General features: G+C 68.8%; 14 protein-coding genes. 5 read left to right on the top strand and 9 right to left on the bottom strand.

What is annotated here, in order from left to right; translation table 11 throughout:
* Nucleotides 1-365 precede the first annotated feature (365 nt).
* Complete coding sequence (locus tag C8D87_RS37180) at nt 366-1,181, bottom strand: class I SAM-dependent methyltransferase (protein WP_109634934.1); 816 nt, start codon at nt 1,179-1,181, stop codon at nt 366-368.
* Between the two features lie 44 nt (nt 1,182-1,225).
* Between C8D87_RS37180 and C8D87_RS37175 the strand changes: the two genes are divergently transcribed.
* Nucleotides 1,226-1,807 (top strand): serine O-acetyltransferase, encoded by a 582-nt coding sequence (locus C8D87_RS37175; RefSeq protein WP_109634936.1) that lies wholly within the window; start codon nt 1,226-1,228, stop codon nt 1,805-1,807.
* Here the strand turns inward: C8D87_RS37175 and C8D87_RS37170 are convergent.
* The 7 genes from C8D87_RS37170 to gmd form a co-directional block, all read right to left on the bottom strand.
* Nucleotides 1,792-2,652, bottom strand: a complete 861-nt coding sequence (locus tag C8D87_RS37170; RefSeq protein WP_109634939.1) for an FkbM family methyltransferase — start codon at nt 2,650-2,652, stop codon at nt 1,792-1,794. The two genes, C8D87_RS37175 and C8D87_RS37170, sit on opposite strands and share 16 nt — an antisense overlap.
* Complete coding sequence (locus C8D87_RS37165; protein WP_170154853.1) at nt 2,652-3,365, bottom strand: FkbM family methyltransferase; 714 nt, start codon at nt 3,363-3,365, stop codon at nt 2,652-2,654. The genes C8D87_RS37170 and C8D87_RS37165 overlap by 1 nt, the downstream gene beginning before the upstream one ends.
* Nucleotides 3,366-4,511: 1,146 nt before the next feature.
* On the bottom strand, nt 4,512-5,891 hold the full coding sequence (locus tag C8D87_RS37155; RefSeq protein WP_146231480.1) for a hypothetical protein: 1,380 nt from the start codon (nt 5,889-5,891) through the stop codon (nt 4,512-4,514).
* Entirely contained in the window at nt 5,888-6,550 is a 663-nt protein-coding gene (locus tag C8D87_RS37150; protein ID WP_109634949.1) for an acyltransferase, read from the bottom strand. Before C8D87_RS37150 ends, C8D87_RS37155 begins: the two co-directional genes overlap by 4 nt.
* On the bottom strand, nt 6,547-7,335 hold the full coding sequence (locus tag C8D87_RS37145) for a glycosyltransferase (protein ID WP_233439411.1): 789 nt from the start codon (nt 7,333-7,335) through the stop codon (nt 6,547-6,549). Before C8D87_RS37145 ends, C8D87_RS37150 begins: the two co-directional genes overlap by 4 nt.
* Entirely contained in the window at nt 7,335-8,495 is a 1,161-nt protein-coding gene (locus C8D87_RS37140; RefSeq protein WP_112230650.1) for a glycosyltransferase, read from the bottom strand. Before C8D87_RS37140 ends, C8D87_RS37145 begins: the two co-directional genes overlap by 1 nt.
* Complete coding sequence (gene gmd / locus C8D87_RS37135) at nt 8,492-9,535, bottom strand: GDP-mannose 4,6-dehydratase (protein ID WP_233439391.1); 1,044 nt, start codon at nt 9,533-9,535, stop codon at nt 8,492-8,494. Before gmd ends, C8D87_RS37140 begins: the two co-directional genes overlap by 4 nt.
* Nucleotides 9,536-9,661: 126 nt before the next feature.
* On the opposite strand from gmd, the gene C8D87_RS37130 reads away from it, so the two are divergent.
* From C8D87_RS37130 to C8D87_RS37115, 4 genes are read left to right on the top strand one after another with little or no spacing between them, the layout of a single operon-like run.
* Nucleotides 9,662-10,618 (top strand): GDP-L-fucose synthase family protein, encoded by a 957-nt coding sequence (locus tag C8D87_RS37130; RefSeq protein ID WP_233439392.1) that lies wholly within the window; start codon nt 9,662-9,664, stop codon nt 10,616-10,618.
* Entirely contained in the window at nt 10,615-11,859 is a 1,245-nt protein-coding gene (locus tag C8D87_RS37125) for a glycosyltransferase family 4 protein (protein WP_170154855.1), read from the top strand. The genes C8D87_RS37130 and C8D87_RS37125 overlap by 4 nt, the downstream gene beginning before the upstream one ends.
* Nucleotides 11,856-12,455: an arsenate reductase/protein-tyrosine-phosphatase family protein gene (locus tag C8D87_RS37120; protein WP_170154856.1), complete on the top strand. Its 600-nt coding sequence runs from the start codon at nt 11,856-11,858 to the stop codon at nt 12,453-12,455. The genes C8D87_RS37125 and C8D87_RS37120 overlap by 4 nt, the downstream gene beginning before the upstream one ends.
* Nucleotides 12,452-12,739, top strand: coding sequence for a hypothetical protein (locus C8D87_RS37115; protein ID WP_112230648.1), 288 nt, complete (start codon nt 12,452-12,454; stop codon nt 12,737-12,739). Before C8D87_RS37120 ends, C8D87_RS37115 begins: the two co-directional genes overlap by 4 nt.
* A 1-nt stretch (nt 12,740) precedes the next feature.
* Here the strand turns inward: C8D87_RS37115 and C8D87_RS37110 are convergent, their stop codons facing one another.
* Nucleotides 12,741-13,823 (bottom strand): LCP family protein, encoded by a 1,083-nt coding sequence (locus C8D87_RS37110; RefSeq protein ID WP_170154857.1) that lies wholly within the window; start codon nt 13,821-13,823, stop codon nt 12,741-12,743.
* Nucleotides 13,824-13,907: the final 84 nt, after the last annotated feature.

Here is a 13,907-nt window from a genome sequence, read left to right as displayed (position 1 = left end):
GGGCGGTCCGTTGTGCAGAGCCAAGAACGAATGGCCATTGACAACTGGGTTGATCCCCGATCGAACACCCTGGCAGAGCCCGTGATCGGGCAGGCAATCGACCTGCCTGATCAACTCACCCGTTCTCATGTGCGGAAGACGAGGCTAGCCAGCTCGCGGAGTTGCCCGACCGGCAGTGGGTCACTCGGTCGTCGTGTGACCGGTTCACCGTCCGCGAGGTGCTGGCCCACCTCACCGCGGGAGCCAGCCTCAACCCCGTGCAGTGGCTGGCGGGAGTGATCCGCTGCCGATTCGACTTCGATCAGCAGGTCGCCATGCGCTGGCCGAGCGGATGGGCGCCACCCCAAACCGGTCCGGGCGGTCGATCACGGGCGTCCACCGGTCGCCACGACGCCGAAGGTGTTGGCCGGGGCGATCCGCTCCCCGAGCCACTGCAGCCAGCGCGCCTGCGTGGACCAGTACCGATGCAGGTCGACCGTTGCGAACCGTGGTTCGAGCACGGCCATCAGGGCCTGCTCGTCGACGCCGTCGCGCACCACGTGGTACTCGACCGTGTCCGACGGGTTGTTCAAGTCGTAGGCCCCGCGCGCTCGGCGCACCATCGACGCGACGCCCCGACGCAGGTTGCCCCTGGTCAGGCGCCACAGCAGATAAGCACCGCGGTCGGCCAGCAGCGAGGTTCTGGAACGCCTTGGATACCACAGCGGGTCCTGGAAGCTGACGAACGCGCCGCCGGGCGCGACGCGGTCGAGCACGGCGGTGACCGCGCCGAGGTAGTCGGGTATGTGGTGCAACACCGATATGTACAACACGACGTCGACCTCCGGCCCGCGTGCGACGCCGGTGCCGTCCTCGTCGTGGACCACGTGCACCCGCTCGTAACCGCTGAACCGCGAACGCAGCACGTCGACGCTGGCCCTGCTCATCTCGGTCACCCACACCTCGGCGCCGAGCGCGGCTAGGTGGTCGGTGAACACGCCGTGCCCCGCGCCGATCTCCAGCACCCGGCAGCTGCCCCGCTCGCGCAGCACGTCTGCCACCACGGAGCGGCACGCGGTGACGACGCGACTGTGCAACGCCGCGTGCCGCAGGTGCGGCGAGCCAGGCACGTGGTCGTGTCCGGCACCGTGCGCCACACTTTGGTGTTGTGCCACCGCGCGAAGCCAGTCAGCGTGCGTCATGCGTCCTATCCTCCTGATCGTTGTGCGTTGGGAGATGATCTGGGATGGCTGATCCGCACCACCTTTCGCTGCGAGCGGCGTGGCGGGCCGATCTCACCGCGGCCACCGCCCGGCCGTCGTGCTCGCTCGGTCGTGTCCTGTGGCTGCTCGCGACCAGGCCCGGTGTGCTCGCGGTGGCGCTGCTGCGGGTGCAGCAGTGGATGGGCCGGGGCCGACGGCGGTCGCGGTTCGCTCCGCTGGTCCGGTCGCTGGCGCACGTGCTCACCGGCGCGGACTTCGTGCCCGGATGCGAGATCGGGCCGGGGCTGCGGATGGAACATCCCAACGGCGTGGTGATCGGTGCGGGCGCGGTGGTGGGCCGCAATGCCTTTCTCTGCCAGAGGATCACCCTGGGCGAGCGGCTCGGCCGCGGCAGAACACCCGCCTACCCGACTCTCGGTGACGACGTCTTCGTCGGCGCGGGGGCCACCGTCCTCGGTGATGTGCACATCGGTTCGGGAGCGTGGATCGGCGCGGGAACCGTGGTGCTGCACGACGTGCCCGAGGCGGCCACGGTAGTAGGCAACCCCGGTCGCGTCATCTCCGGTTCGCATGATCAGGATCCGGCCCATCAGGAATCGGCGTAGAAGCAGGCGTTGTAGGGCAGGACTCCCGCGTGGTGCCGTCGGCGATAGCCGTGTGGAGCGAGTTCGGCCGTGACGGCCTCGGCCGCGCGGTCGGACTGCACCTCGACGACCAGCATCGGCCGGTCGCGGGCCAGCAGCGCGCGAGCGCCGGCCAGCACGTCGACCTCGACGCCCTCCACGTCGATCTTCACCGCGTCCACCCTCGGGCATCCGGCCTCCCGCCACAGCTCGTCGAGCGGCGCGACGTCGCAACGAACCCTGCCGCCGCACGGATGTTCGGCATGCGGAAGTTCGGTGCGGTGCGCGTAGGCGTTGTCACTCGTGATCTCGAACAGTGCTGATCCTCGAGTGGCGCCGACGGCACACCGCAGCACACGGACGGTGTCCAGGCCCGCGGCGCGCACGTGCTCGGTCAGCAGATCGGCCGTCGCCGGAATCGGCTCGATCGCCCAGACCGCCGACTCGGGCCGGTTGTGGGCGATCAGCAGGCTGAACCAGCCGATGTTCGCCCCGACGTCCACGAACAGGCCGCCCGGCCGAACCGCGGTGGCCAGCAGTTCGACCTCCCGGTGCTCGTATCCGGCTCCAATCAGGGCGCTTCTGGCCACCGCACCGGCGCCGTCCAGCCGCATCTCCACCCCCTGGGCGAGTTCCGCGCGCAGCGCCGGAAGCGGGCTCGGCGGCAGCAGCCGATCCAGTACGGCGAGCACGGGCATCAGCAGCCTGCCCGTGGTGACCGAAGCGTGCGCAGAGGCGATCCTCCGGACCAGCGCGATCCGCACGCGGCGAACCGGGTGGGGATCGGCGTGCACCGCGATCGACGGTCTCGGCAGGCGGACCGCCATCACCGCGGCTCTTCGACAGCGCTCGATCGGACGAAAACGCCGTCGCACTGCAGCATCCGCCCGCTCCTGGGGTCGCTGAACCCCGGTTCCAGCGTCCACTGGACGAATTCGTGGCCGACGAGCAGGTCGACGATGTCGCCCATCAGGCGTTGCCCCGCGTAGAGCGAGACCGTGGACAGCTCCACCTGTACGGCGAGCAGCCCGGACAGCGAGCGCGCCGCGCCGCGGAGAACCTCCCACTCATAGCCCTGCACGTCGATCTTGAGCAAGGTGCGTGCGGGGTCGAGACCGTGTCGGGCGAGCATTTCATCCACTGTGGACATCGTGGACTCCTCGACGCCAACGTACCGGGACTCAGGAGCCGCGTTGAGGTGTGCGTCCAACATGGGCAACACGGACGAGGAAAACGAGTTGGCCGCGACGTGCACGGGCACCGTGCCCGCCTCCGCGCCGAGGGCGAACTGCTCGACGTGCCATCGAGAATCGTTCGCGGCACGTGCACTCAGGGCGGCGAACGGTGCGGCCAGCGGTTCGCAGGACACGATCTCGCCCCGGTAGCCCGCGTCGCGGAGCAGAGTGGCGTACTGACCGGCGTTCGCGCCCACGTCCAGGACAGCGCGCACGTCGAGCAGGTCGCAGAGGGTCGCCAGGCGCCGGGGGAACGGATTGCGCGTGATGTCGATGCCGAACCGGTTGGCGGTGCGTTTCACCATGGTTCTCACCCTGCCGGGCAGCAGTCGGGAGAGATCACCTGCCACGTCAACCACATCCTCCGAAGCGGCGAACTTCCCTGCCGTACACCATCCTGCTCCGTCGATTGTGGACATACTTGGATCATGTCGCGCTTCAGACGATCCGCTACCACACCTTCGGGTGGCTTACGCCGAGGTGCGTCGCGCTCGGTCCTCGCGACAGTCACCACGATCGGCAGCGGACAGCTCGCCGCACAGGCGATCACCACCGTGCTGCTGCTCGTGGTGGCTCGCGACGGCGTCGCTGAGTTCGGTGTCGCCGTTGTTTGCTACGGCGTTGCCGTCGCGGCAACCCACCTCTTCGACGCGGGCGCGTCGATCAGGGTGCTGCGGGACGGTGGACGAGGCGAACTCCAACCGGACGACCTCCGTTCGGTGGTCGTGGGGAAACCGCTGGTGCTGCTGCCGCTGATCGCGATCATCGGTCTCGTCACGGGTGACCTCACGCTCGTCCTCGCTCTCGGTTACGCGGCGGTGCGCGCGACCACGCTGATCATCCAGTCGTGCTGGCAGGTCCTCGGTTTGAGCGGCCGTAGCGCGGCGTGCCCGGTCGCCGAACGATCTGTGGCGCTGGTCGTCGCGCTCATCGCGCGGCAGTTCGGAGCCGGAGGCGCGGTCGCCATGTGCGGAGGACTGCTCGCCGGAGCCCTGGTAGTGGCCGCGGTGATGATGCTCAGCCTGCGCACCGCCCGGCGAGGGGAACGCATCCGGCTACACAAGACGATCGGATACGGGCTGCGGTTCGCCGGATCGACCGTGGCGGGCAACCTCGTCCTGCTCGATGCAGCGGTGGTTGCCGCGGTGGCGGGTGCCGAGCAGGCCGGCCTGTACTCCGTCGGCGCGCGGATGCTCGGTCCGCTGCTGTTCCTCGTGAATGCGGCGAGCACGGCTGCACTGCCCGCTCTCGCGGCGGGGAACCGATCCGCCATCGGCACCCTCCGGCTGCTCGGCGCGCTGAGCCTGGCCGGGCTCGCCGGAGCGTTCGCGCTCACCGGAGCGTTCGTGCCGCTCGTCGCGGGTCCGCCGTTCGCCGCCGCGGTGCCCGCCGTCCGCTGCTACCTGATCGCCGCCGCCATCGTAGTCGTCGCGCAGATACTGGTCGTCCAGCTACAGGCGGAGGGGGCGGAAACGTTCGTCAGCGTCGTGCTTCCGGCCGGCGTGCTGTGCGGGCTCGGTGGGATCGCGGTCGGGGCTGTCGCTGTCCCGGCTGCTCCCGCTGTCGGCGCCTCGTGCGGCTATGCCATCGGCTGTGCCCTCACGACCGTCGCGCTTTGGCTTCGGGTGCGCCGCAAGTCCCGTCACGACAAGCGCGACCGCGACCGCGATGTGGCCCCTCGTGGTGTCTCCGTGTGGTGACAGGAACACGTGCCACAACGCGACCAGCAGCAGGTACGACTCGGCCATCGCGCGGGCCCGCAGGGCGCGCAGCAGTCCCCGGCAGATCAGCAGGGTGGCGAGCAACCAGAAGGGCAGCGCCAGCAGGCCACCGGTAACCCACGAGCCGAGGATCATCGAGTGCAGGTACAGCGAGTCAGGTCGCACGAAGGTGACGAGGTCGAAGCTCGAGATCGGGTAACCGTGGTCGATCAGCCAGCGCACCGCACCGGCTTTCACCTCGCTCGGCACGAGCGCGCTGGGGCCCCAGCCGATCAGCGGACTGTGCAGTGCCCCGGCGATGAGGAACACGACGTCCTTGCGTCCGCCGACGGCGATGCCGAAGTCGCCGTTCTGGAAGCTCACCTTCTGCTGCTCGGCAGGACCGAGGCTGCCATCGGCGGCCAGTGCCGTGTAGAGGTGAGCGAGCAGCATCGCCGCGCCCACCGCCGAGACGCAGAACAGCAGCAGCCGGCCGTGCCCCTGTTTCGACACCACCATCGAGGCCACGGCGATGAGCACCGCGAACAGGGCGAGGCTGCGGTCGCCGAAGGCGAGGTGCAGGCCCGCGGCCATCAGCAGCACGGACGGCACAGCCACCCGGCGCGCCGCCGGGTGCAGCCGTTCCACCGCGACCAGTGCGAGCAGCGTGGCCGACTGACCGAGGCCGAACTTCCACGGATCGAGTGCCGAGACCGCGGGCGGGGTGACGACCATGCCGAGCAACTGGCCGATGGCGAACCCGATGACGAGTTGATGGTGTGCCGTCGCCATGTCGCCGGTTTTCGTGTGCTGCAGGAGCACCGCGCAGACGAGACCGACTGTGAGCGCGAGCACGACCGCCGCGGCGACCGCTTTGATCGCCACGAGGCTGTTGGCGGGATGTACCAGTTGGCCTACCACGAGCCCGATCGTCCACAACACGGCCGTTGCCATCACCGCACGCCCTTTCGGCAGGTGCAGCAGTGCGAACACGCAGCACGGCGCGAGCGCGACCGCGGCGATCTCGATCAGCGAGATCCGGCCGACCGCCGGGAAGAACAGCCAGGCGCCGATGCCGGCCAGCACAGGGCCGAGCGCCAGACGCGCACCCGTGCCTCCCGTCGGCCTCATTGCACGACCCACGCCCGCGCCCGGTGGAAGTACGCGCCGTCGATGTTCTTGATCGGCTTGGCGGGCACGCCACCGTAGAGGGTGTTCGGTTCGTACCGGCCGCCGAGCGCGGTGACGCCACCCGCGGCGAGCACCGCCCGCGAGGCCATCCGCGTGCCCGGCATGATCGTCGAGCTGGTGCCGACGAACGCGTGCTCGGCCAGCACGACCGAGGCGGTGGTCTGCTTGCCCGCCCGCAGGTCGAGACTGTGGGTCAGCACGGTGCTCCGCACGCCGACGAGCGAGGCGAACCGGGCCAGCCACACCCCGCCCGAGCAGTCCACGTAGTGTCTGTTGGTGATCACGGCGTGGTCGTCGAGTCGCAGCATTCCGCCGAGCCCGTCCTTGGCAGGAGTCAGCGACGGCGCGATGGAGAACCAGTTGAGCTGTCCGATGACGGCGTCCTCACCGATGCGCAGTGCCCGCAGCCTCCGGAAGACGTTGCCGTGCCCCACGAAGGCGGCCTCACCGACAGCGATCTCGCCGGTGTTGACGACGAGGCAAATCCCCAGATGGGCGCTCGGGTGCACCCGGTGTCCCAGCGCGCGCAGCAGCGCGTTCTTCATCCTGCTCGGTGGCAACAGCCAGCACAGCGTGGTGGCGAGGACTCGTGGCGTCACGATGAGGTGGCCTTCCTTCGGAGCCGGGAGTAGGTGGGGGCGTACCTGAGCAGGAGGGTCGCGACGCCGACGGCGTGCAGTGCCGATCCGGCCGCGGCCCGCACGACCTCGCGGGGTCCGCGCAGCCCGCGCCAGCGCACACCGAACGCCTCGGTGAGGAACCGGGTACCGCATGTGCTGGACTTCGCTGTCGTGTGGAAGCGCAGCGCGGCCAGCGAATGGTCGATCACCAACTGGTCGGCCGCGGTGTCGGCGAGCTTGAGCATCAGGTCGAAGTCCATGACGTAGTGCAGGTTCTCGGTGAACCCGCCGCAAGCGACCAGCATGTCGCGGCGGATGAGCACCGCGCCGGAGAATGCGTAGCACCCCCACACCAGCAGCCGGCCGCGCTCAAGCGCGGCCGCCGGGTGGCGCCGGATGACCTGGCCGTCAGGGGCGAGCATCTGCCATGCTCCGACGACGAGATCGGGCACGGCGCCGTGCCCGGAGATCGCGGCGCGCACCGCGTCCAGCGCACCCGGCAGCAGCAGATCGTCCGCGTTGACCCAGCAGATCAGGTCGTTGCGGGCCCGGCGCAAAGCTCGGTTCAGCGCGTCAGACTGTCCGCCGTCGGGCTCGTGCCGGACGCTCACGCCGGAGTTGGCGGCCGCGGCGGCGTCCAGCACCTCGGCGGATCCGTCGGTGGAACAGGCGTCCTGCACGATCAGTTCGTCCTGATCGGACAACTGACTCACCACACTGTCTACACTCGACCGCAGATACGGTCCCGCGTTCCAGCACGGCATCAGTACACTGATGCCCGGCATTCCCGCATCACCTCACCCACGAGCTCCAGGTATGTCTCGGCCACCGCGGAGACCTGGAGGTTGGCGCGTGCCCACGCCCGCCCGGCCGCACCCATCCGTCTGCGGCGGTGCGGATCCGCGAGCAGTTCGCGCAGCGCCCGCGCCACCAGGTCCGGACTGCGCCCGCAGACCGCGCTGGCGCCCGCCGGCACCAGCTCGTCGCCGAGATACACCTCGTCGCTGATCAACGTGGCCACACCGGCCTGAGCGGCCTCCGCGACGGCTACCGCGAAGTTCTCGTTGTCGCTGATCAGTGCGAACACGTCGGCCGCGGCCAGCAGCTCGCGGCTGCGTGCGCCGTCGACCCATCCGGTGAAGATCACTCGGCAGCGCAGCTCGTCCGCCTGTCTGCGCAGTTGAGCGGTCAGCTTCGGGTTACCCGATCCCGCGATGACCAGCAGATCCTCCGGCTGCGCCGCACGGGCGAAACCGGAAAGCAGCGGGAGCAGCCCCTTCTTCGCGTCGATCCGGCCGAGGAACAGCACGATGCGCGCATCGGCGGGGAGCTGGCACCGCCGACGTGCCTCCCTCCGGTCCAGCGGCTGCACGTCATCGGGCAGCGGCAGCGGCAGGACCAGCCGGCGGGTGGTGGCCCCGAACGTCTCGAGGCGATCGGCCTCGCGCTGGCTGGTGCACATCAGTGCCGCGGCGCCGTCCAGGCTCTCCCGCCACAGGAAAGCAAGCTTGTGCTTTGCCCAGCTGTGCTTGCGCAGGTCGTACGGATCGAGGCTGCCGTGTGGCCAGAGCAGGTACGGCACTCCGAACCGGCGGGCCGTACGTCCGCCGACCACCGAGGCCAGATCGAACACACCGTGCAGCACCACCAGATCGTGCTGCGGCACCAACCGCCGCAGCGCCTCGGTGAGTCGGCTGCCACCGTGGAACCGGCCGGCCAGCCGTCCCGGCCGCACCAGCTCTACGTCGTACCACCGGGGAAGCCCCGACAGCAGCGTGATGCCCTGCTCGGGCCGGTAGAGGGTGACCAGCGTGGCGTCGTGGCCCGCCGCGCTTTCCACGGCCCCGAGCGAGGCGATCGCCGCCGACACACCGCCGCAGGTATCACCGGCGCTCGCCACGGCGTGCAGGATCCGCCTGGTCATATCCCGGCCCGCCGCAGTTCGGTCGCCGACCGGCGGTTCGACTGCGTGACCTGACGGACGTGCGCGAGAGCGGCCTCCTCCTTCGCCAGGACGAGGTCGGCGTCCGTCATCAACCTGGCCAGCTCGGCGCTGTGCACACGGGCCCGCCAGCCGAGTTCGCGCTCGGCCTTGCTCGAGTCACCGATCAAGGCGTTGACTTCGGTCGGACGCAGGTGACGTTCGTCGAACCGAACGTACTCCCGCCAGTCGAGACCGACGTGCTCGAAGGCGTATCCGAGGAATTCCCGCACCGTGCAGGGTACGCCGGTGGCGACCGCGTAGTCGGATGGCTCGTCCTGCTGCAGTGTGCGCCACATCGCGTCGACGTACTCGGGCGCGTACCCCCAGTCCCGCACCGCGTCCAGGTTGCCGAGGTACAGTACGTTCTGCAGTCCGACGCTGATTCGCGCCGCGGCCATAGTGATCTTGCGGGTGACGAAAGTCGGCCCACGTCGTGGGCTTTCATGGTTGAACAGAATGCCATTCACCGCGTACACACCGTACGCCTCGCGGTAGTTGCGGGTTACCCAGTAGGCGAATGTCTTCGACGCGGCATAGGGAGACCTCGGCTGCAGCGGCGACAGCTCGTTCTGCGGCGGCGGGGTATCGCCGAACATCTCCGAGCTGGACGCCTGGTAGAAACGGCAGGGCAGTTCGGCCACGCGAATCGCTTCGAGAAAGCGCACGGTCCCGAGGGCCGTTGTATCCGCCGTGTGCACCGGCTCGTCAAAACTCACTCGAACGTGACTTTGCGCCGCGAGGTGGTACACCTCATCAGGCTCGATTTCAGCGAGCAGCGCGCTCAACCGAGAACTGTCCGTAAGGTCGCCGTAGTGCAGTTTCAGCCTAGTAAGTGAGATCCGAGGGTCCTGGTAGAGGTGCTCGATACGCGCGGTGTTGAAGTTGCTGGCGCGTCGCACGATTCCGTGCACTTCGTAGCCCTTTTCCAGGAGCAGCTCCGCGAGATAGCTGCCATCCTGACCCGTGATACCGGAAATCATAGCCCGTCTCATCGGCCCACCTAGCCTCGAAGCCAGTTATTCGATTGGAGTAACGACACCAAGTAGATATGCCGATCCGCCCCGCTTGCACATCGATGCGGGGTAGCTTCACCTGAAAGGGGTACTGTGCCCGACAAAACGATTGACTATGACCAGCCGGTGTTCGTGGCCGGCCACGCGGGACTCGCCGGATCGGCCATCGCGCGGCGGCTGCGCGGAGAGGGCTTCCGGAAGGTGATCGGCGTTCGATCGGCCGAACTGGAGCTGCGCGACTCGGATCGCACGTGGGAGTTCATGGCGGCGCACCGGCCCCAGATCGTCGTGCTCGCGGCGGCGCGGGTCGGCGGCATCGCGGCCAACAACGCGCACCCGGCGGACTTCCTGTCCGACAACCTGCGCATCCAGGTTTCGGTCATGGACGCGGCGCGCAGGCTCGGTGTCCCCCGGCTGCTGTTCCTTGGTTCGTCGTGCATCTATCCCAAGCACGCCCCGCAGCCGATCCGCGAGTCGACACTGCTCACCGGCCCCCTCGAGCAGACCAACGAAGCGTACGCAGTCGCGAAGATCGCGGGCATCACCCAGGTGCGCGCGGTGCGCAGGCAGGACGGGCTGGCGTGGATCTCGGCGATGCCGACCAACCTCTACGGCCCCGGTGACAACTTCCACCCCGAGCACTCGCACGTGCTGCCCGGCCTCATCCGCAGGTTCCACGAGGCGGCCGAGTCCGGTGCCGCCTCGGTAACGGTATGGGGGTCGGGTGCTCCGCGCCGCGAGTTCCTGCACGCGGACGATCTGGCCGCCGCATGCACGACACTCCTGCGGCACTACGACGACGACGACCCGATCAACGTCGGCACGGGCTCCGACCTGAGCATCGCCGAGCTGGCCTCGTTGATCGCCGAGGTGACCGGCTACCGCGGTGAGATCGTCTTCGACCCGTCCCGCCCGGACGGCACACCCCGCAAGGTGCTCGACGTGTCGCGGATGACCGCGCTCGGCTGGCGGCCGACGATCGGTCTGGTCGAGGGCATCGCCGCGACCTACAAGTGGTTCCTCGACAACAGGGAGACTGTGCGCGGATGAGTGACGGCAAGCGGATCCTGATCGTCGGTCTGAACTACGCTCCCGAGCACACTGGTATCGCGCCATACACCACGGGTGTGGCCCGCGGACTGGCGGACGCGGGTCATCGGGTCACCGTGATCGCGGGATACCCGTACTATCCACAATGGAGGGTGGCTGAAGGCTACCGCAGGCTGGTTCGCCACGAGACCGACGGGAACGTGGCGATCACCCGGCTCCGCCACCACGTGCCGTCCAGCTCCACCGGGCCCGGCCGGATCGTCCACGAGGCGTCGTTCGCACTGCACGCGCTGCTGCGCACGATCGGCCGAGAGTGGCACACCTTCGACGTGGTGATCGGGGTGAGTCCCTCGTTGCTGTCAACAGCTGCGGCCCGGTGGATCGCCCGGCGGGCCGGGGCACCGTTCGGTGTCGTGGTGCAGGACATTTACGCCAACAGCATCGCGGAGATCGGCGCGCTCGGAGGGCGCGCGGGCTCGGCCGTCCTGCGCGCGGAGGGGGCGCTGCTGCGCGGCGCCGACGGCATTGTCGCGGTGCACGACCACTTTGAACGCACACTGCGCGACGTCCACGACGTCGCTTCCGACCACATCACGGTGATCCGCAACTGGACGCACATCCGGCCACCAACCGCCGACCGCGCACTGGTGCGGCGCGAGTTCGGCTGGCCGGACGACCGGTTGGTGGTGCTGCACGCGGGAAACATGGGCGCCAAGCAGGACCTCACCTCGGTGGTGCGAGCCGCTCGCCTGGCGGATGAGCGATCCGTTCCGATCCACTTCGTACTGGTCGGGGACGGCGCTCAACGTCATGACGTGGTGCAGGCAGCGGTGGGCGTGCCGACCGTGTCGGTGTCGCCGCCAGTGGCGGAGGATCGCTTCCCGGACCTCCTCGCCGCGGCCGACGTGCTGCTGGTCAACGAACGCCCCGGCCTGCGCACCATGTCGGTACCGAGCAAGCTCACGTCGTACTTCGCCGCGGGCCGGCCGGTGGTTGCCGTCACCGATCCGGACAGCCCGGCCAACGCGGAACTAACCTCGTCCGGCGCCGGAGTCCGGGTACCACCCGGTGAGCCGTCGGCTCTGCTCGACGCCGTCCTCGAACTGGGCGACGATCGCGTCCGCGCTCGCTGGTTGGGTGAGAACGGCCGCCGCTACGCCGACGCCGTGCTCTGTGAGCGGGACGCGGTGGCCGCATACGGACGTTGGGTGGAGGATCTCGTGAAGCGGGAGGCAAAGTGACCGACCGATTGAACGTGCTGTTCGTCTGCAACGCCAACGAGTGTCGCTCTCCGTTGGCGCACAGGCACTTCGAGACCGTGCTGCGCAGGCGAGGACTGGAGCCGCTGTTCTCGGTGCGCAGTGCCGGCGTGCGCGCCATTCCCGGTCGCCCGATGGTGAAGGAGTACGTGCGATTGCTGACCGACGACGATCCGGCCTGCGCGGACTTCCGTTCTCGTGCGCTGACTCCCGCCCTGTTGGAGGAGGCCGACGTCGTGGTGACCATGACCCGCGCCGAACTGGCCGAGGCGCTCAGGATGCGGCCACTGGCCTTGACCTACACCGTGACGTTGCGGGAGCTGGCCAAGTGCGTGGATCGCGTCCGCGTGTGCGACGCCACCGATCCGGCCGGGCAACTGGCGTCGCTCGTGCACCGGACCATCCGGGAACGCGGTGCCGCCGCGCCGGTCCAGCGCGGTGATCACGACATTCCCGATCCCGTCGGACGACCAGCCGCCACACTCCATCGGACGGCCGAGACCATTGTGCGTAGCGTGGATCAGGTCACCGGTCTGCTGTACGCGGCACAGTTGAGACTCACCGGGAGCTTCTTGTGAACGTCAGGTGCGTCTGCTTCCTCGGCTCCATCTCGATCGGCGTCGCCGGCACACTGCTCGTACCCCTGACCCATGCCGAGCAACAGCTGTTCGGCATCAGCGTGCCGCTGCTGTACTGGCTTGCCACCGGTGTGGGCAGCCTGCTGGCCGCGGTTGTCGCCCTAAGACTGACCAAACGCGTTCGGCGTCCACGGAGGACCGTCGTGAGCTGGCTCCCACTGGCGCACGCGGCCGCTCGCGGCGCAGCGGTGGCCCAGCGCGCGGCCGACTCGGTGAACCCTTAGCTCAAGGAAGCGTGATGGGCGTGGGAGGAAGCGAAACGGGTTGGTCGTCGCGAATCGCCGCGCACGCCGCGCGCAGCGCGGCGTGGTCAAGCTCCACGTAGGACTCCCCCACCGGGCCGCGGCCGAATCCCACGGACGGCGCGATGTAGAAACGGACGCCTTCCTTCGGCACGGTCAGGACGTCTGTCATCAGCTCACTCATCTTCTCGCGGGTGAGCTGCGCGTCGACGGTCAGGTGGGAACCGATGATCTTCACCATGTCGTGCAGCACAACGGGATTGGTGACCACGATGGAGCGGCGCAACTGCACGGCGACCGCACCGACCAACGCCTGGTGGTGCGCCATGCGGCCGAAGTCGCCGCCGGGCAGGTTGTAGCGCCACCGGAGGAAGGTGAGCGCGCGGTCGCCCGACAACACGATGGGCCCTGCTGCGAAATGCATACCGGTCAGCGGGTCGACGCCCCCGTGTTCGTTGATCACCGTGACTCCGCCGAGTGCTGTGGTGAGCTGCCGCACCCCGGTGAAGTCGATGACGATCACGTGGTCGACACGGATGCCGGTGAGCGCTTCCACGGTCTGCACGGCCGGACCCGCGCCCTCGTTGAACGAAGCGTTGATCTTCCCTACGCCTCGTCCCGGGATGTCGACCCACGCGTCGCGCGGTATCGACAGCACGTCGATGCGCCGTCGGTCCGCGCTGAAGCGGACCAGCATGATCGCGTCCGCACGCTGGCCGGTGACACCGCCCCCCACGTCGATGCCGTTCCTGCGGTCCGACCCGAGCAACAGCAGGGTGGCGGGTGCTCTTCCCGTCGCCGTTTCGATCTGCTGAGGAGGACGCGAGGGCAGATTGTCCAGCGCGTCCATGGGCAACGTGCGCACCGACGACGTGAGGGAGTTCTGCACGCTCCACATGAAACCGACGGCGACCAGCACGAAGAATGCGACCAGGGCGACGCCGATCTGCACGACGATGATGCTCCTGCGCCGGCGCTCGCACTGTGTCGAGTGATCGTCGGCGTCAGCCCCCAACAGGTCGTCGATGTCAGCATCAGCGGAAGGGGAACTGCCGGTGTCGCCCATGGAATCGAGCGTAGAAGCCCGGTCCGCGATGGCAACACGGCTAACACGATGAGGTGACAGCCGCATCGCGCCGACGTCGGCTCA

The sequence above is a fragment of the Lentzea atacamensis genome (assembly GCF_003269295.1).
Lineage (GTDB): Bacteria > Actinomycetota > Actinomycetes > Mycobacteriales > Pseudonocardiaceae > Lentzea > Lentzea atacamensis.
The sequence above is the reverse complement of the archived record's forward strand: the minus strand, read 5'-3'. Positions and strand labels throughout refer to the sequence as shown.

Coding starts and splice junctions, on each gene's coding strand:
- C8D87_RS37175 (WP_109634936.1), top strand. CDS start 1,226: ATGGCTGATCCGCACCACCTTTCGCTGCGAGCGGCGTGGCGGGCCGAT.
- C8D87_RS37180 (WP_109634934.1), bottom strand. CDS start 1,181: ATGACGCACGCTGACTGGCTTCGCGCGGTGGCACAACACCAAAGTGTG.
- C8D87_RS37165 (WP_170154853.1), bottom strand. CDS start 3,365: ATGGTGAAACGCACCGCCAACCGGTTCGGCATCGACATCACGCGCAAT.
- C8D87_RS37155 (WP_146231480.1), bottom strand. CDS start 5,891: ATGAGGCCGACGGGAGGCACGGGTGCGCGTCTGGCGCTCGGCCCTGTG.
- C8D87_RS37125 (WP_170154855.1), top strand. CDS start 10,615: ATGAGTGACGGCAAGCGGATCCTGATCGTCGGTCTGAACTACGCTCCC.
- C8D87_RS37170 (WP_109634939.1), bottom strand. CDS start 2,652: ATGGCGGTCCGCCTGCCGAGACCGTCGATCGCGGTGCACGCCGATCCC.
- gmd (WP_233439391.1), bottom strand. CDS start 9,535: ATGATTTCCGGTATCACGGGTCAGGATGGCAGCTATCTCGCGGAGCTG.
- C8D87_RS37110 (WP_170154857.1), bottom strand. CDS start 13,823: ATGGGCGACACCGGCAGTTCCCCTTCCGCTGATGCTGACATCGACGAC.
- C8D87_RS37140 (WP_112230650.1), bottom strand. CDS start 8,495: ATGACCAGGCGGATCCTGCACGCCGTGGCGAGCGCCGGTGATACCTGC.
- C8D87_RS37145 (WP_233439411.1), bottom strand. CDS start 7,335: ATGCCGTGCTGGAACGCGGGACCGTATCTGCGGTCGAGTGTAGACAGT.